The following is a 23,832-nucleotide window of genomic DNA, read 5'->3' on the forward strand; positions in this document are numbered from 1 at the left end:
CTTGTCGGCCTGCGTATCCGCCGCCTCGGCGATGTTCGCCGACTGCAGGCGACCCAGCAGTTCCTCATAGTTGCGCCGCAGCACGGTGTAGTCGCGGTCCATGTTCTGGTATTCGGCGATCAGGCCCGGTTGCTCCCGCTGGATCTTCTCCAGGCGGTCGCGATTGCGGACCGCGTCGTCGCGCTGGCGCTGCAAAGTGATGATGCCGGTATCGGCTTCGATCAGCTTGACCTTCAACTGATCGTACACCTGGTTTGGCACAGAGCGCTTGACACCGCTGGAACCGGCGTCGTGGTCGGCGGCTTTGGTCGTTGCGGTCGGCGCGGGCGTGTCCGGCGGCGCGGTTTTGAGTGACTCGATCAGCTTGCGCTGGGCGATCACATCGGGATGCTGGTCGGTGTCCTTCAGCAGCAGCATCCGAAGCTGATCTTCCGCTTCCTGCAATCGGGTCTTCACCGGTTGGCCGTTGACCGTCGTGCCATTCGGGCCGCCAGATTCGACGACAAGCATCGGCGGCGTGTTCTCCACCTCCTGCTTCAAGGCGTCACGGGCGATCAAGGCGTCCTGCAACTTGCCATCAAACTGCTGCGCCGAGGCGCGGGCACCTTCCAGTGCCGGAACGTTTGGATTGTTGTCGGCGGGCAGGATTTCAAGGTAACGGGCTCGGAAATCCGCCCGGCGTTTCTCCGCCGCGCGAAGCTGTTGCTCGTACGACTGGATCTGGCGTTCCAGGAAGCGGCGCGCATTCTCCATATCCGACCGGGAGCCGCCGGTGGCGCTTTCGACGAAGATGGTCAGCAGGGTCTGGACCACGTCGTGCGCCAGCTTGGGGCTTTTGTCGCGATAGAAAATGGTGAACAGGTTCCTGGTCTGCGGGGTGACCTTGATGTCGGTGGCCAGACGGCTCAGTAGCCGCTCACGATCGGATGGGCTGTTCAAGGTCAGATCGAGGTCAGTCTTGGAAATCAGTTTTTCCAGATTCGGCCGGCTCAACAATGTGCGCTGCAGAATCTCAAGCTGGGTGGTTGGCGCGGAATCCGCGGCGAGACCGCGCAGCAGCGGGGTCAGCACGGCATCGGCATCGACGTACAGGCGCGCGCCGGACTCGTACTGGTTGGGAATCATGTACACCCCGACCCAGCCGATGCCGCAGAGCAGCCAGGCGACGATCACGCCCATCCAGCGGCGGCGCCAGGCCGCTCGCAGATACTGGGAAAGCAGGATGCGCACTGAATCCATGACCGGTAGGTCCTCAGAACCAGGATTGGGGGATGATCAGCGTATCGCCGGGCATCATCGCGATGTTTTGGCCGATATCGCCGTCCTTGATCAGGTCGCTCAGCCGTACCTTGATGGTTTGCCGTTTGCCGTCAGTCCCGGTGCGAACGATGACCGCGCGATTGCCGGCGGCATATTTGGTCAGGCCCTTGGTCGCGATCATGACGTCCAGCAGGGTCATATTGTCGCGGTATGGGATCGCGATCGGATCGGTCGCCTCGCCGATCACCCGCACCTGCCGGTCGGCCGGTCCGATGAAGCCGCGGACGATGACCGTAACGTTCGGGTCCTGGATGTATTTGGTCAGCCGCTGCTCGATCTCGCGGGCCAGTTGCGTGGGCGTCTTGCCGGCGGCCACGATGTCCTCGATCAACGGGGTCGAGATTTTTCCGTCGGGGCGTACCGCGACGCCGGCCTCGCTGAGATCGGGATTGCGATAGACGAAGATGCTGAGCTGGTCGCCGGACCCGATGATGTACTCGTCAGGCACCTTGACCGTGCTCTTTTGGACCACCGGCGGCGGGGCGTGGCCCCCGAACATGGTCGTGTCGCAGCCGGTCAGCATCAGGACAAGGGCGACCCCCAGCACCGGCGCGAACCGCGGAAGCCAGCATGTGACGGCATCACGCCGCAACGGCCAGGACAAGCCGGCCTGCCCACGAATGAATTGTCGCGTCCGACGGAGCCAATCTTGAATCACGTTAACCTCTGGAAGAACCGCACGGTGCCAGGATGGCGGGCGACGTATCGGACAGGCATGCAACAAGCTCCGGACGGCAGCTTACGGGCGACGGTAGGCGCGGAAGGAATCGAACCCCCTCATCTGCCATGTTCAAGCAGCGCTCTGCCAATGAGCTACACGCCTTTCGCGTCAATCGAGGGTCCCCGGACCGCGGAATCATGCCGACGGACAGCCTCCCCAATTCGTGAGGACGGCTATAACACCCCGGATAGGACAGTTCAACGCGGACATGGAGATGGCCAGCAGGAAGTGGGATCGGCGTCACATGCACTACCATAGATTGTCCATCGAGCGGCATGTCTACCTAAAATCCACTTGTAACCATCTATTAACGTAGATTTTGTCTAAATGTAATAGGTTTTTTGTGAGAGCCGAGCATATTTTCGAATAGTATGATTAAGTTCGAAAAATCAATTGACGAGCCGCACATCGATCTGCAACGTTTCCTTTGGTGGCGCCCTAAACCGGCCACCCAAGCAAATGCACGCGAAAGACATCCCCCGATGGTCCACTGCGCCACGCGGCTCCGGTTCGCTACTGGCCGCCCCTTTAGCGCCTGTGCCGTCGGATTGGAAGGACGGCTTTGATGCCGCGTGCGGTGGCGCATTATCCATCACGCGAGATGGCCATCCTGGGCTTGGTTGAACTGACGTTGTCCTTCGCGGCGATCTACGTTGCGATTCAAGCCGCCGGCGCGTCCATGCCACTGCCCGCGGTCGCCGAGATCCTGCCTTCCGGTGGGGTCGCCCTGGCCGCCATTCTCACCCTCATCAGCGGCGGGGTTGCCCTGATCATCGGCCTCTATCGCCCGGAGGTCTGCCTGGAGGGCAAGCGGCTCCTGACGGCCGGCGGCCTCGCCGCGATCATCACCCTGACCGTGCTGTTCTTCGTCGACGGCTGGCCGCATCGCGGACATCGCGACGGCAACGCTGTTCATACAGCGGAAACGATCGTCGCGTGGCTCGCCGCGATGGCCCTGATCCGTCGGGCCTACGGGATCGTCACCGGCCACAGATCGATGGGCCGTCTCGTCCTGCTTCTCGGTGACCCGGCGCAGGTCGGCGCCTTGAGTGCCCATCTGTTGTCCCGCCGCGGCCGCCTGTTCGATCCCATCGTGCATCAGGGCCAGACGATGTCGTGGTCATCGCTTCGGCAGCGAGACATTTGGGGCGTCGTGGTCGCATCCCAACCCGAAGAAGCGACAATCGAAGCCCTGCTGGACTGCAAGTTCCGCGGCATGCGTATCTCCAGCGCCGCCGCCTTCCGCGAGAAGTACCTCGGCCGCATCGATCTGGACGCACTGACCGCGAACGATCTGCTGCTGGGCCAGGACTTCCTCGCCGGCAAGCGTTCCGCCGGGCTGAAACGGTTGTGCGACATCGTCGTCGGCGGCTGCATGCTGGTGCTGTTGCTGCCGCTGATGGCACTCACCGCGCTGGCGATCAAAATCGACAGCCCCGGGCCGGTGTTTTACCGCCAGCGGCGGGTCGGCCGGGTCGATACGACCTTCACCCTGTTCAAGTTCCGCAGCATGACCGCCGACGCCGAGGCGAACGGCCGTCCACTCTGGGCGCAAAAACAGGACCCGCGCGTCACAAGGGTCGGCCGCGTCATCCGTGCCACCCGCATCGACGAATTGCCGCAACTGGCGAATATCCTCCGGGGCGAAATGAGCCTGGTCGGACCGCGCCCCGAACGTCCCCATTTCGTCAAGCAACTGGCGCGGGCCATTCCGCTCTACCGCCAGCGCACATACGTCAAGCCTGGCCTGACCGGGTGGGCGCAGGTCAATTTCCCTTACGGCGCCTCGGTCGAGGACGCCCGCGAAAAGCTTGCCTTCGACCTGTACTACGTGAAAAACCGCACCATCGTGCTGGACATGATCATTCTGATCTCGACCATCCGCGTCGTGCTGTTCCGTGAGGGCGCGCGTTAGCGTCGGGGCCTGACAGTCGCCATAGCGGGCGAACGCCAGACATGGAACCCTTGTTTCGGAACCCGCCGATCGCCTTCACCCGCCACCTGATGCGCCGGACGCAGGGGGCGCACCGCCAGATCACATTCAGGCTACGGATCGACGTGAAAGTGGTCTAAGAGCAGCGTGAACATGACACTCGAAATTCCCGCGATCGTCGTCCTGCATGGCGCCTGCGCTGTCGTTTATGCTGCGCTGGCGCTGCTGATCCTCGCGCGCCCGCCGCTCAGCCGCACCGGTGCGTGGCTTGCCTTCGCCTGCGCGGTGACCGCGGTCTGGGCCGCGACCTTCGCCATGGCCTGGCATGCCCCTGTCGGCCGTCTCGCCTCGTGGCTGGAGGTCGGCCGGTCCGCCGCCTGGTATGGTTTCATCCTGCATCTGTACCGCCGATCGGTCGCGTCGGACGAGCAGGTGTCCAGTGCCTTCAAGACGATGGGGCTGCTGGCATTGCTGATTTTCGTGGGCGCTCCGCTGCTCGAGTTATTCGCCGGGCCCTCCTCCGCCAGCCTGCAATCGCTTGGTACCGCCACGCGCCTCGGTTTCGCCATCTGCAACGTGCTGCTGCTGGAAAACCTGTATTTCAACACACCTCGCGAATCGCGGTGGAACATCAATCTGCTGTGCGTCGCCCTCGGCGGTGTGTTCCTCTACGATCTGCTGCTCTACGCCGACGGCGTGCTGTTTCATCGGCTGTCGTTCGTGCTGCTGGAGGCACGCGCACCCGCCATCATCATGGCCGCGCCGTTGATCGCGCTGGCCGCGGTGCGCAATCGGCGCTGGGCTGTCGATATCCATGTGTCCCGTGACGTCGTCTTCCACAGCTTCACCCTGATCGCCAGCGGCATATTCCTGCTGGCGGTTGCCCTGATCGGCGAAGTCTTCCGCCGCGGCGGGTCCGAATGGGGCCGCGTCGCCGAAACGTCGCTTATCTTCGCCGCCATCCTCGCCGTGGCGGTCACGCTGACCTCGGGATCCGCCCGGTCCCGCATCAAATCGCTGGTGGTGGAGAATTTCTTCAGCAACCGCTACGACTACCGCCGCGAATGGATGCGCTGCATCGACGCCCTGACCGCGCCGGAAGCGTTCGTCGCACTGCACAAGCGGGCAATACGAGCAGCGGCCGAAATCGTGGACAGCCCCGCCGGCGCGTTGTTCGTGCGTCCGCCGCGCGATGTCGCCTTCCAATGGGCCGGATCCTGGAACATGCCCGCGGTCGCGACGCCGGTGCCGCCGGGCCATCCCCTGGTCGCCCTGTTCCGGGACGGCGACTGGATCGTGCGGCTGGACGAACAACCCGGATCCGACACCTGGCTACCCGAACTGCGGCGGTCCTGGGTCGTTCTGCCGCTCAATCATTTCGGTACGGTGATTGGATTCGTCGTGCTTGCCCGGTCGCGGGCGCAATTCAAACTGGACCGGGAGGCTTACGACCTGCTACGAGTGATTGGTCGCGAAATCGCGAGCCGCGTGGCGGAACAACGGGCCATGCAGATCCTGACGCAGACCCACCAGTTGCGCGAGTACAGCCAGCGCTTCGCTTTCGTCATTCATGACATCAAGAACGTGTCCGGGCAGCTTTCGATGCTTCTGACCAATGCCGAGGTTTATGCGGACAATCCCGACTTCCAGCGCGATATGCTGGCCACCGTGCGGGCCTCTGTCGGCAAGATCACCAGGCTGCTATCCCGCCTGCAGGCCGAACGGCAGGAACGCGACCACGCACTGATCACGCCAGCGGAACGGCTTCGTGACCTTGTCGACACGTGCCAGATGACACGGCACCGGGACATCGCTTTCTCCGACCGGAGTGAGGGCGCGGGCGCGGCGATCGACCCAGATGCGTTCGATGCCGTGGTTACCCACTTGCTGAACAACGCCGCCGAGGCTTCGCCCCCTGAGACACCGGTGCGGGTCGACCTGCGGATGGAGGCCCACGGCGTCGTCGTCGACATCATCGACGAAGGTGCGGGCATGGCGCCGGAATTCGTCCGCGACGAATTGTTCCGCCCGCTGCGCAGCACCAAGGGCGACGGCCACGGCATCGGCGCCTACCAGGCTCGGGAGCTGGTGCGCGACGCCGGGGGCGACCTGCTGGTGTTCAGCCGTCCGCGCGCCGGCACCACGATGCGGATCATTCTTCCCTCGGTCCGGCCCGGTGTCGGTGAGCCTGCCTCGGCCGACGCATGAACGGAAGCGGAATGTCGAAACCGAAACTGCTGATCGTCGAGGACGACGAAGGTCTCTGCTCCCAGTACCGCTGGGCATTTCCCGCCTGCGAAGTCCTGATGGCGCATGCGCGCCCGCAGGCCGTGGCGCTGGTGAAACGGGAAAGTCCACCCGTCGCCATCATGGATCTGGGCCTGCCGCCTGATCCGGACGGTGTCAGCGAAGGTTTTGCCACTCTGTCCGACGTCCTGCGCATCGCGCCGCAGACCAAGATTATCGTCGTGACCGGCAATGGCGAGCGCAAGAACGCACTGCGCGCCATCGCCGCCGGCGCCTATGATTTCTGCGAAAAACCGGTCGAGATCGAGGTGCTGCGCACCATCATCGAACGTGGCCTGAACCTGCATCGGCTGGAGGAGGAAAACCGCCGCCTCGTCGCCGCGCCGGTCTCCTCCCCGATCGAGCGGATCGTCACCGGCAATGCAGGGATGCTGAAGGTCTGCCGCGATATCGAAAAGATCGCCACCACCAACGTTCCGGTGCTGCTGCTGGGCGAAAGCGGCACCGGCAAGGAAGCCTTGGCCAAGGCGGTGCATGACCTGGGTCCCCGCGCCAAGCAGCCGTTCGTCGCCATCAATTGCGGTGCCATCCCGGAAAACCTGCTGGAAAGCGAACTGTTCGGGCACGAACGCGGGGCCTTCACCGGGGCGGTCAAGCAGACCATCGGCAAGATCGAGAACGCGCACAAAGGCACGCTGTTCCTCGACGAAATCGGCGACCTGCCGCATCCGTTGCAGGTCAAGCTGCTGCGCTTCCTGCAGGACCAGATCGTCGAGCGCATCGGCGGCCGGCAGAAGATACAGGTCGACGTCCGCATCGTCTCCGCCACCAACGCCAACCTGGATGAGAAGATCGGCCAGGGCGTTTTCCGCGGCGACCTGTTCTACCGCATGAATGCCTTCACCATCCGCATCCCGCCGCTGCGCGACCGCGGCACCGATATCGTGCTGCTGGCGAACTTTTTCCTGAACCGCTTCAATCAGGAGTTCGGCCGGGGCATCCGCGGGTTCACCGAACATGCCACCCACGCATTGAACACGCATGAATGGCCGGGCAACGTGCGGGAACTGGAAAACCGTCTCAAGCGTGCCGTCGTCATGGCAGATCGGCGGCTGATCGATGCCGTCGATCTTGAACTGGCGCCGCCGATCGGCGATCTGCCGGACCTCGATATCCGTTCCGCACGGCTGCGGGCCGAACGGGATGTGATCCAGGAGGCTTTGGTCCGCAGCAACAATACCCTGTCCGTGGCGGCGCGGATGCTCGGCGTCAGCCGTCCGACCTTGTATGGCCTGATGGAAGCGCACGGGTTCGGGAACGAAGCGATCCGATCGGGCGACGCCGCCCCGGCCACCACCGGCGCCACTGAAACCACAACGCAGAACGATTAAGGGTGTAACCGATGCGATACAGGTCTCTCGGCTGGATCTTGATGGGTGCCTGGCTCGGCGCCTTTCCGATCGCCGCCCACGCGGACTATCTGTCCACCGCGAAAGCATCGTTGAAGAAGGGCGACCTCAAATCCGCCCAGATCGACCTGCGCAACGCCGTCCGCAACGACCCCCAAAACGCCGAAGCGCATTACTGGCTCGGCCGCGTCAGCTTTGAACTGGGCGACCCGGTCGCGTCGGAACGCGAGGCGGCGGCCGCGCGCGATCGGGGCTACGACCCGCATCAGGCCGTTCCGCTTCTGGCACAGGCGCTGCTGGCGCAGAACAAATTCGATGATTTGCTGAACACGCTGAAGCCGGACGGCAAGGACCCGCTCCTGGATGCCACCATCCTGGTGTCCCGCGGCTACGCCCAAATCGGCCTGAAGCGCCCCGAGGATGCACAGAAATCCTTCGCCGAAGCCGAACAGGCGGCGCCGAACGCGGTGGAACCGTTGCTGGCCGAGGCGCGGCTCGCGGTCGCCAAGGCCGATCTGGCGGGTGCCCAGGTGAAGATCGACCGGGCGATCGCCGCCCAGCCGAAATCGTCGGAGGCGCTGCTGGCGAAGGCGCAATTGCTGCGGCTGAAGAACGACGTCCCGGGTGCGATCGCGGTACTCGATGCCTTGATCACCGACCAGCCCAGTATCATGCAGGCCCGTCTCGATCGCGCCAGCCTGGAATTGTCGGCTGGCAAGGAGGACGCAGCCCGGGCCGACATCGATACGGTGCTGAAGGGCACGCCGGGCAACGTCAACGCCATCTACCTGAAGGCGGTGATGGAGGCACAGGCGCGCAATTATAAGGCCGCGGACGCCGACCTCGAACGCATCTCGGGCTATGTCGGACGCATCCAGCGCGCCTATTACCTGCAAGCCGTGGTGAAGGAGCAGCTTGGCCAGATTGAGCAGGCGGAAGAAGCGGCCCAAAAATACCTCGGGCGGGCTCCGAACGATTTAGCGGCGTACAAGATCCTCGCGCGGATCCAGTTCGCCAAGCACCGGCCGGACCAGGTGGTCGATACGCTGGCGAAGGTCGCCGAATCCGGCAAGGGCGACGCCGAGGCGTACGACTTGCTTGGCCGAGCCTATGCGGCGACCGGGCGGGGGACGGAGGCGATCACGGCGTTCCAGAAGGCCGAGGCGCTGGCGCCGAACAATGTCGGCGTGCAAACAAGATTGGCCTCGGTTCGCATGGGCATGGGCGACGTCGATACCGCGATGGGTGACCTGGAGCACACGCTGCAACTCGCGCCCAAGATGCCGGCGGTGGGCGAAGCCCTGTTCTTCGCGGCTCTGGCGACCGGCGACACGTCGAAAGCCGCCGACGCACTGGCCAAGATCAAGGTCGCCGAAGGCTCGACCGACGTCGTCGGAAACCTGGACGGCCTGTTCAAGCTCGCCCAGATCGACTTCCCTGGTGCGAAGGCCGTTTTCACTGATCTGGTCCAGAAATATCCGGACTTCACACCTGCCAAGATCAACCTTGCCCGCGTCGATATCATGATGGGCGATAAGGCCGGGGCCGAGAAAATCCTGAATGACGTTCTCTCCAAGCAGCCGACCGCCGAACCGGCGCTGTCGATGCTGGTCTCCGGCGACGTTCAGGCGAACCGGATGCCGGATGCGATCGCCCTGCTAGAGCGCGCGCATGCCTCCGATCCGACGGTCACCCGGGTGACCGTCACCCTTGGCGACCTCTACATCCGCGGCGGTTCGGCTCAAAAGGCCCTGGACCTCGCCGAGGCGGAGAAGGGAGCGAACGCCAGTGCGTCCGATATCCTGAGCCTCGAGGCTGCCGCGTATCTCGCGCTGGGGCAGAAAAAGGAGGCCCGCGACACCTATACCCAAATTCTCAAGAATGACGGTAGCGTGGTCGGTGCGAGACGGCAGCTTGTCGCCCTGCTGATCGATGCCGGCGACTTCGAAACTGCCCGCAATGTCGTCACCGCCGGCATCGCCCTCAACCCGCGCGACTATCAGCTCTATCAGGACTATGTCATGATCGACCTGAAATCCACGGGCATCGACGCCGCGCTCGCGACGGCTGACCGGCTACAGTCCCAGGATCGCGATTTCGCCGGTATCAAGGCGCTGAAGGGCGACATCTACCTGGCGGCCAATCGGCCGGCGGACGCCGTGGCGGCCTACACCGCCGCCAACGACGCCTCTCCATCCAGTCTTCTGGTAACGCGGCTGGCAGGCGCGCTTCTGCGATCCCAGCGCCCGGACGATGCGACCAAGCTGTTGCTGGACTGGGTCGGCAAGCACGGCGACGACATGGTGGCAACCGAGCAGTTGGCTGAGATCTACATCGCCACGTCCAAATTGCCCGACGCGGCTAAATATCTGGAGATTTTGCTGAAGCAGAAACCGCATGACGCGGTTGCGCTGAACAACCTGGCCTGGGTCTACCAGCAGCTCGGGGATGACACGAAAGCACAGGCCATGGCCCGTCAGGCTTACGTGCTGGCGCCCAGCTCGCAGACCGCCGATACGCTGGGCTGGATTTTGACGACCTCGGGGAACGCGCAAAGCGGTGTGGCGCTGCTGCGCCAAGCGAGTGGTGACGGCGCGTCCGATCCCCGAATTCTGTATCACTTCGCGGTGGCCCTGAAGGATACCGGCAACAAGGACGAAGCGAAGAAGCAGTTGGAAACTGTCGTCGCCAACAAAGCCAATTTCAAGGAAAAGGTCGAGGCGCAGAAACTACTGGACGACATGGCGAAAGGCACCTGATCTGGACGCTCCGGAACGGGCCGCGCCCGGGATGGTTCCTGTTCGCCTGCTGACGTTCTCCACCTTGTTTCCGCATGCGGCCAGGCCGAACCACGGTATTTTCGTGGAGAATCGGCTGCGCCATTTGTTGGCCAGTCAACAGGTCACCAGCACTGTGCTGGCGCCGGTGCCCTGGTTCCCCAGCCGGTCCACTCGGTTCGGCGACTGGGCACTGAACGCAGGCGCGCCGGCGGCGGAAACCCGTCACGGAATCGCAATCCTGCACCCGCGCTATCCGGTCTTGCCGAAGGTAGGCATGTCGGTGGCGCCTTGGCTGCTGTATCGGGCAATGGTGCCTCAGATCGCGCGGCTACTGGCAGAGGGGCACCGGTTCGACGCAATCGACGCCCACTACGTCTACCCCGACGGCGTCGCCGCGGTGTGGCTCGGGCGTCGCTTCGGGCTGCCGGTGGTGATGACCGCCCGTGGGACGGACGTGAACCTGATCCCACACTATCGTGTGCCGCGCCGCCTGATCCAGGGTGCAATCCGGGACGCCAGCGCGCTGATCGCCGTCAGTGCCGCGCTGAAACAGGCACTGGTGGCCCTGGGCGCCCCGCCCGAGAAAGTGACGGTGCTGCGCAACGGGGTGGAGACGGATTTGTTCCGGCCACCGGCGGATCGGGCAGCCGCGCGCGCGGCGCTGGGGCTGAAGGGACCGACGTTGATCTCGGTTGGCGGGCTGATCGAGCGCAAGGGGCATCATCGGACCATCGAGGCCATGCGCCAGTTGCCCGGGTTCGGATTGGTCATCGCCGGTGAAGGGCCGGAACGCGACCGTCTGTCGGCACTGATCGCGGCGCATGGCCTGGGGGACCGGGTGCGGCTGCTGGGACCTCGGCCGCATCGGGACCTGCCGACACTCTACGGGGCGGCCGACGCGTCGGTGCTGGCTTCCTCGCGTGAGGGCTGGGCGAACGTGCTGCTGGAATCGATGGCCTGCGGCACGCCGGTGGTCGCATCGGACATCTGGGGCAACCCCGAGGTGGTGCGGGCGCCCGCGGCCGGGGTGATCTACCAGCCGAACACGCCGGACGGGATCGCCGCGGGCGTGCGCCGGCTGTTCGCGGCCATGCCCGACCGAGCGAGCACGCGGGCGTATGCTGAACCGTTTAGTTGGGATGAGACGACGCAAGGTCAGTTGGGGCTGTTCCGCCGGGTGATCAACGCGGAAAACGCACGTCCGACAGTCAAAGCCCCGTCACAAAGCGCGCCGTCACCACGATGATCGCGACCTGCATCACGCCCTGGAAGCCAACCGCATAGACATAGCGGCGCATCAGGCGGCCGATACGAGCACCATCGGGAATCGGCTTCCGCATCTCGAAATAAACCAACAGATTGACCGGCAGCAGCACCGCGAAGCCCTGGACGGTGAGGATCGCGACGATCACCAGCGCGGCCAGCACCCACCCATAAGCCGGGTAGCCAACGTCCAGCAGGCCAATCTGTCGGGCATGGAACCATCCCGCGGTACCTGTGACAGTCGCCAGCGTGGGCAGCAGAAAAAGCATTTTCGGCATCAGCCGCAGCACGATGGCCCTTCGAACCGCGACCGACGCACTGCGCAGGATCGGACCGATCACGAAACCCATGAACAGATCGATGCCGGTCCACAGCACGCCGGCCATCACATGGACAAAGTTGAGCAGCCACGCATCGTCGATCACGATCGCCGCCACCAGCACACCCAGCGCCAGCGCAACCCAGCCGAGATTGCGCAAATCGATCGGCGGCACGTCGTCCAGGGCGACGGTGGCGCCCGATGGCATCGGCTAGACCAACCGAGCCTGGCGTACCGCCGCCGCGATAAATCCGGCGAACAGCGGATGTGGCGCGAACGGCTTGGACTTCAGCTCTGGATGGTACTGCACGCCGACGAACCACGGATGGCCCGGAAACTCGATAATCTCCGGCAGCACACCATCGGGCGACATGCCGGAGAACCGCAGGCCAACCGCCTCCAGCGGCGCTCGGAAATTGACGTTGACCTCATAGCGCTGCCGGTGGCGTTCCTCCACGACCGACGCACCACCATAGATCGACCTTACCAGGCTGCCCTCGGCCAGCAGCGCCGGATAGGCGCCCAGGCGCATGGTGCCGCCCTTCGCCTCGTCGGCTGTCCGGCGCTCGATCTGGTTGCCGCGAGCCCACTCGGTTAGCAGGCCGACGACCGGGGTATCGCAAGGGCCGAACTCGGTGGACGACGCCTCGGGCATGCCGGCGAGATTCCGAGCGGCCTCGATGACCGCCATCTGCATGCCGAAGCAGATGCCGAAGAACGGCACGTTGCGTTCGCGGGCGAAGCGGACCGCCTCGATCTTGCCGGGCGTGCCGCGCTCGCCGAAACCGCCGGGCACCAGGATGCCATGCACGCCTTCAAGACGGTGGACGGTGTCCGGCTGCTCGAAGATTTCGCTGTCCACCCAGTCGAGGCGGACCTTCACCCGATTGGCGATGCCGCCGTGGACCAGAGCCTCGGAGAGCGACTTATAGCTGTCCAGCAGGTTGGTGTATTTGCCGACCACCGCGATGCGGACTTCGCCTTCCGGGGTCTGCACAGTGTCGACGATCCGGCGCCAGCGTGACAAATCGGGTTCGGCCTCGAAGTTCAGGCCGAAATGGCGCAGGACTTCGCGGTCCATGCCTTCTTCGTGGTAGGCGATCGGCACCTGATAGATCGTGCCGACATCCAGGGCCGGGATCACCGCTTCGGCGCGCACGTTGCAGAACAGCGCGATCTTTCGGCGTTCGTTGTCCGGGATCGGCCGGTCGCAGCGGCACAGCAGCATCTGCGGTTGGATGCCGACGTTCAGCAATTCCTTCACCGAGTGCTGCGTCGGCTTGGTCTTCAGTTCGCCGGCCGAAGGGATGTACGGCACCAAGGTCAGGTGCACGAACATCGCGTGCTGCGGACCAAGCTCGTTCCCAAGCTGCCTGATGGCTTCGAGGAAGGGCAGGCTTTCGATGTCGCCGACGGTGCCGCCGATTTCCACCAGCACGAAGTCGAACGCCTCCGTGTCGCGCAGCACCACTTCCTTGATGGCGTCGGTAATGTGCGGAATCACCTGCACGGTGGCGCCCAGATAGTCGCCCCGCCGCTCCTTGGCGATCACGTCCTGGTAGATGCGGCCGGTGGTGGCGTTGTCGAGCTTCGTGGCGTGGACGCCCGTGAAGCGCTCATAGTGCCCCAGATCGAGGTCGGTCTCGGCCCCGTCATCGGTGACGAAGACCTCCCCGTGCTGATACGGGCTCATAGTGCCTGGGTCGACGTTCAGGTAGGGGTCGAGTTTTCGCAGCTTGACCGTGAAACCGCGAGCCTGCAGCAGCGCGCCAAGCGCCGCCGCGGCGATTCCTTTGCCCAAGGATGAAACCACGCCGCCAGTGACAAACACATATCGCGTCATGGGCGCCCACCATACCGAACCGAATCGGGCTTGGGGAAGCCCGTCGGTGAGAATTCACACATTTGACAGCTATCAATTGGTTGGTGCGGACGGGCCTGCCGGCTTGGGCGGCGGCGGCGGTAGAGTTGTGGTGGCCGCCGGGGCCGGCGTATCCAAGATCGAATGTGCCGGCCCGGAGGAGCCGCGGTTCAATAGCGCCAGGGTCAGCGACAGCCCCATGAAGATCACCGCCAGGATAGCCGTGGTGCGGGTCAGCAGGTTGGCGGTTCCGCGGCCGGACATGAACGACCCCATGCCCTGGGAACTGCCGATGCCAAGCCCGCCACCCTCCGAACGCTGAATCAGGACGACGCCGATCAGGGCCAGGGTCACGAACAGATGGATGATCAGCAGTACGGTGCTCAACGCAGGGGGACCTTCAAACAAGCATAGCGGCGATGCCGATCGACGACACCGCCGCGCGCGCCTCTTACCCGGCCTGGGCCGCGCGGGCAATCGCTAGAAATTCTCCAGCGTTCAGGCTGGCGCCCCCGACCAGCGCGCCACCGACGTTCGGCACCGCCAGCAGGGACGCGGCGTTGGCCGCTTTGACCGACCCGCCGTAGAGGATGCGGATGGTTTGGCCGTCGTCGCCGAACTGGCGGACCAGTTCCTCGCGGATGAAGGCGTGCATCAGGGCGACATCTTCCTCGGTCGCGGTCTTGCCGGTGCCGATCGCCCAGATGGGTTCGTAAGCGACGACGCCGGCGAAAGGCTTCGGCAGGCTGCCGGCAAGCTGCCAGCCAACGACCTCGGTTTCCTGGCCACCAGCCCGCTGATCGGCGTTCTCACCCACACAGACGATCGGGGTCAGCCCGGCCGCAACCGCCGCCAGGGTCTTTTCGCGCACCAGTTCGTCGGTTTCGCCATGGTTCTGCCGGCGTTCGGAATGGCCGAGGATCACCCAGGTGGCGCCGGCGTCACGCAGCATCGGGCCGGCGATGTCGCCGGTATGGGCACCCTGCTTCGCCTGATGGCAATCCTGGCCGCCGACGGCGACCGGGGTGCCTTGCAGCGCCCGGGCGACGGCCTCGACGTGCAGGGCGGTGGGGCAGACAAGGAGTTCGGCTTCGATGCCCTGCGCGCCGGCGGCGACGCCCTGTGCCAAGGCGACCGCCTCGGCCGCGAGGCAATGCATCTTCCAGTTTCCGGCAATCAGTTGCGGCATCCTTGGTGTCTCCCCTTCCCTGCTGTGGGAATGCAGCTAACGCACTGATCGGGCGCGTCAAGAGCGAAGGCGCCGTTCCGCCTCGACGCAGCGGTTCGCGGCATCTACTATGCAGTAAGGCGAACGCGTCCAACCCAGCCAAGAAGATCCAAACCCATGAGCGAGACGGCAACACGCACCGAACACTTTGACGTCCTGGTCGTCGGCGCCGGCATCTCCGGCGTGGGTGCCGCCTACCACCTGACCACGCAATGCGCCGGCAAACGCTTCGTCGTGCTGGAAGCGCAGGACAGTTTCGGCGGCACCTGGTGGACCCACCGCTATCCGGGCATCCGGTCCGACAGCGACCTGCACACCTTCGGCTATCGCTTCAAGCCGTGGACCAGCGCGCCGATCGCCACCGCGGCGGAGATCCGGTCCTATATGGGCGAGGTCATCCAGGAGAACGGCCTGGACCAGCACATCCGCTACCACCATCGGATCGACTCGGCGAGCTGGTCGAGCGAGGCGGCGCTGTGGACCGTCGCGGCCACCAGAACGGACACCGGCGAGGCGGTTCGGTTCACCGCCAACTTCCTGTGGATGTGCCAGGGATACTACCGCCACTCGGTCGGCTACACCCCCGAGTGGCCAGGAATGGCGTCGTTCAAGGGCCGGATCGTGCATCCCCAGACTTGGCCGGAGGACCTGGACTATGCCGGCAAGCAGGTGGTGGTCATCGGTTCCGGGGCGACCGCGGCGACGCTGGTGCCGGCGATCGCCGCCGATGTCGCGCACGTGACGATGTTGCAGCGTTCACCGACGTTTTTCCGGACCGGGCGCAACGCGATCGCGCTAGCCGAGGAATTGCGGGCGCTGGGCATCCAGGAGGAATGGATCCACGAGATCGTGCGCAAGAAGATCCTGTTCGAGCAGGATGTGTTCACCCGCCGGTCGTTCAGCGAGCCGGAGGTGGTGAAGCAGGAACTGTTGGGTGCGGTGCGCAAGGAACTCGGGCCGGATTACGACGTGGCGACGCATTTCACACCGAGTTACCGGCCGTGGCGGCAGCGGATCGCGTTCGTTCCGGACGCCGATTTGTTCAAGGGGATCGCGTCTGGCAAGGCATCGGTGATGACCGATGAAATCGAACGGTTTACCGAGACTGGCATTCAGTTGAAGTCCGGCAAGGCCCTCGAGGCGGACATCATCGTCACCGCGACGGGTTTTCATCTGAACGTGCTGGGGGACATCGCGTTTTTTGTCGACGGCGAGCCGCTGGCGTTCTCCGATACGGTAACGTATCGGGGTATGATGTTCACTGGCGTGCCGAACATGGCGTGGGTGTTTGGATATTTCCGAGCGAGCTGGACGCTGCGGGCGGATCTGGTGGGCGATTTCGTTTGCCGGCTGCTGAACCATATGCAGGCCAAGGGTGTTCGATATGTGGTGCCGATGCCTCGGCCCGAAGACGCCGATATGAGGTTGCTGCCATGGATCGATCCGGAGAACTTCAATCCGGGGTATATCATGCGCGGCATCCATCTGCTGCCGAAGCGCGGCGACAAGCCGGAATGGCAGCATACGCAGGATTACTGGAACGAAAAGGACGCGTTTCCAGCGATCGATCTGGACGATAGGGTATTCGTTTACGGATGATACCATCCAGCAGGGGATAGATACCCGCCGGATGGTGGTGACTGTTTAAGTGGCTTCCCCGGCCGTAATACAAGCCAAGGACGGTTAGCCGCCGAATTTTGGTGTCTTCGGGAAGCCGTTCGGCGGCAACCGACCGGCGGTGCCGCGTTCGGCCAGCCAGGGGCGAAGATCGGTTTCGGTACGGACGCGGTCTCCGAGTTTCCAGGTCAGGCCGTCGGCGAGGCGGAAGACCTTGGCGTCGGACAGGTTGCCATCCTTGTAACGTTGCAGGATCACGCCGGAACCGCGGGCCATTTCGGGAACCTGGTCTAGGGGGAACACCAGCAGGCGGCGATTTTCGCCGATGGTGGCGACGTGGTCGCCCTCGGCCGGAACGCATAACGCCGCTTCTTCCTTGGGTTTCAGGTTCAGCACCTGTTTGCCGGTTCGTTTCTCTGCCAGAAGTTCGGTCGCCGGCACGATGAAGCCTCGGCCGGTGTTGGAGGCAATCAGGTATTTCGTGCCTTCTACCGCGACGAACAGGGCGGTGATGTCGTCCTCGTTGGTTAGTTCGGCCAGCAGGCGGACGGGCTGGCCGTCGCCTCGGCCACGCGGCAGGTCGGCGGCTTTCAGGGTGAAGGCTTTGCCGTTGGTGGCGAGCAACGTCAGGCGGTCGGTGGTCTGGCAGGGCAGCAGCAGGCGTACCTTGTCGCCTTCCTTGAATTTCAGGTCGTTTGGATCGGCTACGGCGCCTTTGACCGCCCTGATCCAGCCCTTCTCCGACAGGATGACAGTGATCGGCTCGCGCTCGACAAAGGCGTCGGTGTTGATGTCCACCGGCGCGGGCGCGGTCCCGAGTTCGGTGCGACGGTCGCCGAGGGGACCCGAGCCGAATTTCTTGCGCGTGTCCTCCAGTTCCTCGGTGATCCGTACCCAGCGCAGTTTGTCGTTGCTCAACAGCGCGCGCAGGTCTTTCAGTTCTTTCGACAAGGATTTGTGCTCCTTGCGGATTTCCATTTCCTCCAGGCGGCGCAGGCTGCGCAGACGCATGTTCAGGATCGCCTCGGCCTGCACGTCGGTCAGGCTGAAACGGGCGATCAGGCGCGGCTTGGGATGTTCTTCCTCGCGGATGATCTGGATCACCTCATCGAGGTTCAGGTAGACCAGCAGGTAGCCGTCCAGCACCTCCAGCCGGCGCTCGATCGCGGTCAGGCGATGGTTGGAGCGGCGGACCAGGACTTCGTGGCGGTGATCCAGCCAGGAACGGACGACTTCCGACAGGCCCATGACACGGGGGGTGCGGGTGGCATCGAGGACGTTCATGTTCAACGGAAACCGTGTTTCAAGCGCGGTTGCCCGGAATACCGTCTCCATCAGCACTTCCGGCTCAACGCCCCGGGTTTTCGGTTCCAGCACCAGGCGGATGATATCGCTGCTTTCGTCGCGGATATCGCCCAGCAGCGGCAGCTTCTTGTCCTCCATCAACTGAGCGACCTGCTCGATCAGCCGCGACTTCTGCACCTGATAGGGGATTTCGGTCACGACGATGGACCATGTCCCGTGCTTGCCTTTCTCCACCTCCCACTTCGCACGCAGCCGGAACCCGCCACGGCCGGTTTCGTAGGCGGTGAGGATGGCCGAGGCATCCTCCACCAGCACGCCACCGGTGGGGAAATCCGGGCCGGGCATATGACGCAGCAGATCGGCGGTGGTGGCGTCGGGGTGCTGGATCAGATGGATAGCGGCGGCGCAGATTTCCCCCGCATTGTGCGGCGGAATCGAGGTCGCCATGCCCACCGCGATGCCCGCCGCGCCGTTGGCCAGCAAATTCGGAAATGCGCCCGGCAGGACGATGGGTTCGGACTCTTCCCCGTCATAGGTCGGGCGAAAATCAACCGCGTCTTCGTCGATGCCAGCCAGCATCGCCTGGGCGACCTGGGTGAGTCGGGCCTCAGTGTACCGCATCGCGGCGGGGTTATCGCCGTCGATATTGCCGAAATTGCCCTGGCCTTCGACCAGCGGATAACGCGCGGCGAAATCCTGCGCCATGCGGACCATCGCGTCGTAAATCGAGGCATCGCCATGCGGATGGTATTTACCCATGACGTCGCCGACGACGCGGGCGCACTTCTTGAACCCAGCGGTGGGATCCAGCCGCAACTGATGCATCGCGTAAATCAACCGGCGGTGCACCGGCTTCAGGCCGTCGCGCACGTCCGGCAGCGACCGCGACATGATGGTGGACAGCGCATAGGCGAGGTAACGCTCCGACAGCGCGTCCTTCAGGTGGGTTTCCTGGATGAGGCCAGTCAGATCATCCGGCATTGTGCGACACGTCGTCCTTTGCGGCTTGGGCAGAGACTCGGTCGTATAGCATCCGGCGCGCCTGTGGCAGAGGGCGATGCTGGTGGCCGAACGCGTCCCGCTCCAGAAAGTGACCGGTCAGGCGCAGGCCGTCGCGCCAGGCCTGTGCGTCGGGCGGCGTGGGGCCGATCAGGAATGGCGGCAGCGGCAGCAACCGAGCGGCCCAATCCCCTGCCCCTTCGTCGGTCACCGCTCGGCCGGTTTTGGGAGAAACATAGGTCAGGCCGTCGATGCGCCCGGTCACCGCGCAGGCGGTCAAATCCAGGCCGTAGCCGAGGTCCGACAGGACGATGAGTTCCCAGCGGATCAGGTCGGTCAGCAGCGAGTCGCCCAGTGGCAAGCGGGGGATCAGGTGCAGCAGGCCGTCGAACACGCGGGGCAGCGGTTCGTGTTCGGGCAGTGCGCCCTCGGCGACGGCGCAGATGGCGGTCAGCATGGCGAGGGACATCGGGTCGTCCATGGCGTGGGCGGCACCGGCATGAATCATCTCACCGGTGAAGCTGCCGAGTTGGTCGGACAGGCGGGCGGTCCATCGGACGTGCAGCATGTTGCCGGGCTGCCAGGCGGCGGCCTTGCCGCGGGAGGCGCCGCCGCGGGCCAGGCCGCGATGCAGGCCGTGGGCTTCGGTCATCACGGTGGCAACGGCGTCGCCTTCGCCGTAGGGGCGGACATCGAGGATGATCGCGGGGGCGTCCCATTCCATGCGGCTGGGTTTATTCCTGATCCGGCGTAAGCGCTCGATTTTTATGCCCTATCCGCTGATCGGCGACCAGACGGTCGCGGCAGAAGGCAACCCTGCCCAGGGCTGCCGCATATTATCTGGCGTTTACCGCGACGCTGATGGCGCCGCGGCGCCCGCTGGAACGCAGGCTTGGTCGTTCGGGGCGATTGGCGACAGGGCTGGTCGTGGACGGGTGATCTTCTGCCTTTACGGCGCGCCGAGTGACGGGCATTGCCTGGATCCAGACGGACAGGTTTGACGCCGAAGACGCGACAAACTACGATTTGTATCACTTGCAACCAGCGCCACGCATGATGTGGGTTCAGACAGCTTCAGCCGATACCACCAGCAATTACGAATTTTTGACATCATATAATATCACGCGCAGTTGTTCTCGTATTCTGTTTATTTCTCGGTTTTTTGCCTCGATAGGACCCGAGAAATCGAAGACGGGTCCTGGTTTATGCTAGCAATGATCAAGCCATCATGCGAACGATCCGGCCGAGAGCATGACCCTTCGGCGTGGTGGTCAATAGTGGCACTGGAGACTTTCATTGGGGATCGACTGTAACCAGATGCGCGAAGTGCCCGCGTGCGATACCCCAGTGCATGATACGGCTGTGTCGTTCGAGGCGTGGCCTGCATCGCTGCCCGAGCTCCACGCCCCGGCGGCGGAGTGCCGGTCAGCAGCCGGTCGGCGCTCGGTGCTCGGTGCCATTGCCCGCTCGCTGCTGCCTGCTTCACTGTCGCAGGGCATGCGCGTGGCCACCCCGGCGTCCGCCACGGAACCGGTTCGCATTGTTTACGACATCCACGACAACACGCCGCTGATCTGCGGCAATGGCACCGAGATCGACCCGGTCAAGCCCGGTTTGTCGATCGAACTGCTGCGCATGGCCAGCGCACGGGCCAATATCCCCATCACACTATCCCGTGTGCCCTGGGAGCGCGGACTCTACCTGATACAAACTGGTCAGGCCGACGCCATCTTTGCCTCGAGCTACGTCCAGGATCGGCTGCGCTACGGCGTCTACCCCATGAAGAACGGGCAGCCTGACACGAGCCGGAAATTATTCGATCAGTCCTATCGCTTGTACGTCCGCGCCGGTTCGGATGTTCACTGGGATGGCAAGACGCTGACCAATCTGCATGCGCCGGTCGGCGCGACGACCGGTTACGCGGTAGTACCGGTGTTGCGCGCGATGGGCGTGCCGGTCGAGGAGGAGATGAGCCATGTCGCCGATCTGCACAAGCTGGTCGCCGGCCGCCTGGACGCCTACGCTGAACTCGAGACCCACATTCGACCAATGCTGCGGAGCAACAAGGCCGAGTTCGGCGGCATCGTCGAGCTGTCACCACCGCTGCGAACCGCAGCCTACTACCTGATGTTCTCAAAGATCTCCTATGCAAGGGCGCCCGATGTCGCCGAACGAATCTGGAATGCGATCGCCGAGGTCAACGACTCCGCCGCCTACCGGGCCTTGCTGGCCAGCAGCAAATACGCGGATTGACACGTCGTGACCGCGTCCATCGTCACACGATTGTTCCGGGTTGCATTCGGTTTCTATGTCATCGTGGCCGTCATCCTGAACATCCTGCTGGTCGCCCGGGAATACGTCGATACCAAAACGACGATCCAGCGCGAGCTGCAGATGTATCAGCGGGTCTTCGGCCCGGCTCTTGCCGACGCGTTGTGGTCGATGGACATCGGCAAGCTCGACGCGATTGCCGGCGGTATCGTCGCGGTTCCGCAGATCACCGGCCTGCGGGTCACCGATCCGGTCAACGGTCATATTTTTGTCAATGCCATCAACCGGGACGGCGCCGTCGCTATCGACCATGACGGACGAAACGATGGCGACCAGACGCAAATGGCAAATGCCGCGGGGGCAAGCCGTTCCGGGTTCGATATCGTCTTCCACCACGAGGCCGGCAGCAGCGTCGTCGGGCATGCCGAATTCATCTCGGGGCGACCGTTCCTGCTTCACCAGATCATCGGGCGGGCGATCCTGATCGTCGGGATCGCGGTGCTTGAGGGCGCGGCACTGTGGATCATCTTCCTGGCTGCCGGTCGACGTATCCTGAGTCGTCCGCTGACTGCGCTGTTCCGAGCGATCGACGCGACCACGCCCGAGAATCCGACGCCGATCGCCCTGGACCGATCGGATGAACGTGTAACCGCCGGAACCGAGCTGACTGTCATTCGGGATTCGTTCAACGGCCTGATCGCGCGCATCGAGCGCGACCGCGGTCAACTCGCCGCACTCAATGCCGGGTTGGAGCAGAAAGTCGTAGATCGCACGGCGGAACTTGCGCAGGCGACGAAGCATGCCGAGACGGCACGCGCGCTGGCGGAGGCGGCAAGCCAGGCCAAGAGCCGGTTCGTCGCGAATATGAGCCACGAGATCCGCACGCCGATCAACGGCGTGCTCGGGATGAACGGCCTGCTGCTCGATACCGCGCTTAATCCGGAGCAGCGCGAATACGCGGCGATCGTGCAGCGCTCTGCCCAGGCGCTGTTGCACATTGTCGATGACATTCTTGACGTTTCGAAACTCGATGCCGGGAAACTCGTACTCGAAACGATCGATTTCGATCTGACCGACATTGTGAAAAGCGCGACCCTGTTGTTCGAACCTCAGGCGCGCGCGAAAGACATCGCGCTTGGTGTGTGGATTGACCCGGCGGTTGAACCGTCCCGGCGTGGCGATCCGATGCGCCTGCGCCAGATCCTGCTGAACCTCGTGGGCAACGCCGTCAAGTTTACCGGGGCGGGGACCGTGTCGGTGCGTGTTGGACCGGTCGGGAGCGATCGCACCGAGCATGTGCGGTTTGAGGTGAGTGATACCGGAATCGGCATCGAAAACGGCAAGCAGGCCCATCTGTTCGAGCGGTTCAGCCAGGAAGACAGCTCGATCACCCGCCGTTACGGCGGCACCGGGCTCGGTCTAGCCATCTGCCGGGAACTCGTGGCCCTGATGGGTGGCGACATTGGGGTCTCCAGCCAGCGTGGGGTTGGCTCGACCTTCTGGTTCGAGTTGAAGCTGGCGAGCGCCTCTGGCGTTGTGCATCTCGCAGACGCCTTACAACCCGCGCCGCCCGCGGCACCTCTGCGGATCCTGGTTGCCGAGGATAATGCGATCAATCAACGGTTCATAGCGACCCTGTTGCGCAACTCAGGCCACACGGTGACCGTGGTCGCCGACGGAAACCAGGCCGTCGCCGCGGTCCGTGACGGCGATTACGACGTCGTGTTGATGGATGTGCAGATGCCGGACCTCGACGGCGTCGAGGCGACGCACCAGATCCGCGCCTTGCCGAACCAGAGAGGCCTTGTTCGGATCATCGCGCTGACCGCGAACGCCATGACTGGCGCGAAGGAGGCATATCTCGCTGCCGGCATGGATGATTTCGTCTCGAAACCGATTGATTCGACGCTGCTGCTGGCAAAGCTGGCTGGCCTGCCGGGGGCGGTGGCGCAGCCGCAACCTGTCACACCCGGTCATGATGATCCGGTGTTCGATCTCGTGCGGCTTGAGATGCTGGCGGACGTTATGTCGGCGGCGGACCTGCGTGACTTTGCCCACCTGTATCTCGAACATTCCATCACCTGCGTCAGCCGTATCGCCTCGCTGGCGGCCGAGGGTGACTATGGCGCGATGGGGCGCGAGGCGCACCAGCTTGTCGGGTCTGCCGGCAATGCCGGGGCGCAGGAAACCTGCCGTCTGGCCATGGCGCTCGACACGGCTGCCAAGGCCGGCGACCAGGAGGCGTGCCGGCGGCTCGCGTTGCTGCTGCCGCCGGCGACGGAACGTGCCGCACGCTGGCTGCGGACCTGGCTGGCGGATCCGCGGCGGGACATAGAGAAATTGGTGGAATTTTAGCGCGATCGCGGCAGGCAGCGTCGCGGGCCAGACCTCGGTGCAGGCTGTGGGGCCCGGCGGCGGTGCTGTCGAACGACAGCGCCGTGCATTTTCATTTCTTGAGGCACCGGAGGTAGACCGCTCGGCCGGAACTGTGCATACTGGTTATGGTCACATTATAACAACGGAAAAAATCAAGTCCCGGCTGCGGGCTGTGGCCGGCGA

The 23,832-nt window shown here is 64.0% G+C and carries 17 protein-coding genes and 1 tRNA gene; 9 read left to right on the top strand and 9 right to left on the bottom strand.

What is annotated here, in order from left to right; all coding sequences use genetic code 11:
• The 3 genes from GSQ89_RS31640 to GSQ89_RS31650 form a co-directional block, all read right to left on the bottom strand.
• On the bottom strand, nucleotides 1-1,239 hold a 1,239-nt coding region (locus GSQ89_RS31640; RefSeq protein WP_216856510.1), incomplete at its 3' end, for an XrtA system polysaccharide chain length determinant.
• A gap of 13 nt (nucleotides 1,240-1,252) precedes the next feature.
• Nucleotides 1,253-1,924, bottom strand: coding sequence for an XrtA/PEP-CTERM system exopolysaccharide export protein (locus tag GSQ89_RS31645; protein ID WP_254073454.1), 672 nt, complete (start codon nucleotides 1,922-1,924; stop codon nucleotides 1,253-1,255).
• A gap of 148 nt (nucleotides 1,925-2,072) precedes the next feature.
• Nucleotides 2,073-2,143 (bottom strand) — tRNA-Val (locus tag GSQ89_RS31650).
• 463 nt (nucleotides 2,144-2,606) lie between these two features.
• On the opposite strand from GSQ89_RS31650, the gene GSQ89_RS31655 reads away from it, so the two are divergent.
• The 5 genes from GSQ89_RS31655 (at nucleotide 2,607) to GSQ89_RS31675 (ending at nucleotide 11,656) form a co-directional block, all read left to right on the top strand.
• Entirely contained in the window at nucleotides 2,607-3,956 is a 1,350-nt protein-coding gene (locus tag GSQ89_RS31655) for an exopolysaccharide biosynthesis polyprenyl glycosylphosphotransferase (RefSeq protein ID WP_158932099.1), read from the top strand.
• 171 nt (nucleotides 3,957-4,127) lie between these two features.
• A complete protein-coding gene (prsK, locus tag GSQ89_RS31660) occupies nucleotides 4,128-6,182 on the top strand; it encodes an XrtA/PEP-CTERM system histidine kinase PrsK (protein ID WP_158932100.1) in 2,055 nt (684 codons plus the stop codon).
• 11 nt (nucleotides 6,183-6,193) lie between these two features.
• On the top strand, nucleotides 6,194-7,612 hold the full coding sequence (gene prsR, locus GSQ89_RS31665) for a PEP-CTERM-box response regulator transcription factor (protein ID WP_174254961.1): 1,419 nt from the start codon (nucleotides 6,194-6,196) through the stop codon (nucleotides 7,610-7,612).
• A gap of 11 nt (nucleotides 7,613-7,623) precedes the next feature.
• Complete coding sequence (prsT, locus tag GSQ89_RS31670) at nucleotides 7,624-10,389, top strand: XrtA/PEP-CTERM system TPR-repeat protein PrsT (RefSeq protein WP_158932102.1); 2,766 nt, start codon at nucleotides 7,624-7,626, stop codon at nucleotides 10,387-10,389.
• Between the two features lie 31 nt (nucleotides 10,390-10,420).
• Nucleotides 10,421-11,656, top strand: a complete 1,236-nt coding sequence (locus GSQ89_RS31675) for a glycosyltransferase family 4 protein (RefSeq protein ID WP_158932103.1) — start codon at nucleotides 10,421-10,423, stop codon at nucleotides 11,654-11,656.
• Here GSQ89_RS31675 and GSQ89_RS31680 read toward each other — a convergent pair.
• The 4 genes from GSQ89_RS31680 to tpiA all read right to left on the bottom strand — a co-directional run bounded on the left by GSQ89_RS31680 (nucleotide 11,619) and on the right by tpiA (nucleotide 15,042).
• Nucleotides 11,619-12,200: a hypothetical protein gene (locus GSQ89_RS31680; RefSeq protein ID WP_158932104.1), complete on the bottom strand. Its 582-nt coding sequence runs from the start codon at nucleotides 12,198-12,200 to the stop codon at nucleotides 11,619-11,621. The two genes, GSQ89_RS31675 and GSQ89_RS31680, sit on opposite strands and share 38 nt — an antisense overlap.
• Before the next feature lie 3 nt (nucleotides 12,201-12,203).
• Entirely contained in the window at nucleotides 12,204-13,835 is a 1,632-nt protein-coding gene (locus GSQ89_RS31685) for a CTP synthase (protein WP_158932105.1), read from the bottom strand.
• A gap of 72 nt (nucleotides 13,836-13,907) precedes the next feature.
• A complete protein-coding gene (gene secG, locus GSQ89_RS31690) occupies nucleotides 13,908-14,240 on the bottom strand; it encodes a preprotein translocase subunit SecG (RefSeq protein ID WP_158932106.1) in 333 nt (110 codons plus the stop codon).
• A 64-nt stretch (nucleotides 14,241-14,304) separates the two neighbouring features.
• The gene (gene tpiA, locus GSQ89_RS31695) at nucleotides 14,305-15,042 is read right to left on the bottom strand and encodes a triose-phosphate isomerase (RefSeq protein WP_158932107.1); all 738 of its coding nucleotides are present in this window, start codon (nucleotides 15,040-15,042) and stop codon (nucleotides 14,305-14,307) included.
• 156 nt (nucleotides 15,043-15,198) lie between these two features.
• On the opposite strand from tpiA, the gene GSQ89_RS31700 reads away from it, so the two are divergent.
• Nucleotides 15,199-16,680 carry an NAD(P)/FAD-dependent oxidoreductase gene (locus GSQ89_RS31700; protein ID WP_158932108.1) on the top strand — a complete coding sequence of 494 codons (1,482 nt, stop codon included), beginning with the start codon at nucleotides 15,199-15,201 and terminating at the stop codon, nucleotides 16,678-16,680.
• An 84-nt stretch (nucleotides 16,681-16,764) separates the two neighbouring features.
• Here the strand turns inward: GSQ89_RS31700 and parC are convergent, their stop codons facing one another.
• Nucleotides 16,765-18,984, bottom strand: coding sequence for a DNA topoisomerase IV subunit A (gene parC / locus GSQ89_RS31705; protein WP_158932109.1), 2,220 nt, complete (start codon nucleotides 18,982-18,984; stop codon nucleotides 16,765-16,767).
• Nucleotides 18,974-19,726, bottom strand: coding sequence for a DNA repair protein RecO (recO, locus tag GSQ89_RS31710; protein ID WP_158932110.1), 753 nt, complete (start codon nucleotides 19,724-19,726; stop codon nucleotides 18,974-18,976). The genes parC and recO overlap by 11 nt, the downstream gene beginning before the upstream one ends.
• Here recO and GSQ89_RS31715 point away from each other — a divergent pair.
• From GSQ89_RS31715 to GSQ89_RS31725, 3 genes are all read left to right on the top strand, one after another.
• Entirely contained in the window at nucleotides 19,701-20,003 is a 303-nt protein-coding gene (locus GSQ89_RS31715; RefSeq protein WP_158932111.1) for a hypothetical protein, read from the top strand. The genes recO and GSQ89_RS31715 overlap by 26 nt on opposite strands.
• Nucleotides 20,004-20,319: 316 nt before the next feature.
• Complete coding sequence (locus GSQ89_RS31720) at nucleotides 20,320-21,255, top strand: ABC transporter substrate-binding protein (protein WP_216856511.1); 936 nt, start codon at nucleotides 20,320-20,322, stop codon at nucleotides 21,253-21,255.
• 6 nt (nucleotides 21,256-21,261) lie between these two features.
• Complete coding sequence (locus GSQ89_RS31725) at nucleotides 21,262-23,628, top strand: ATP-binding protein (RefSeq protein ID WP_158932113.1); 2,367 nt, start codon at nucleotides 21,262-21,264, stop codon at nucleotides 23,626-23,628.
• Nucleotides 23,629-23,832: the final 204 nt, after the last annotated feature.

The organism is Acidisphaera sp. S103 (genome assembly GCF_009765975.1).
In the GTDB taxonomy this organism is placed as follows: Bacteria; Pseudomonadota; Alphaproteobacteria; order Acetobacterales; family Acetobacteraceae; genus Rhodopila.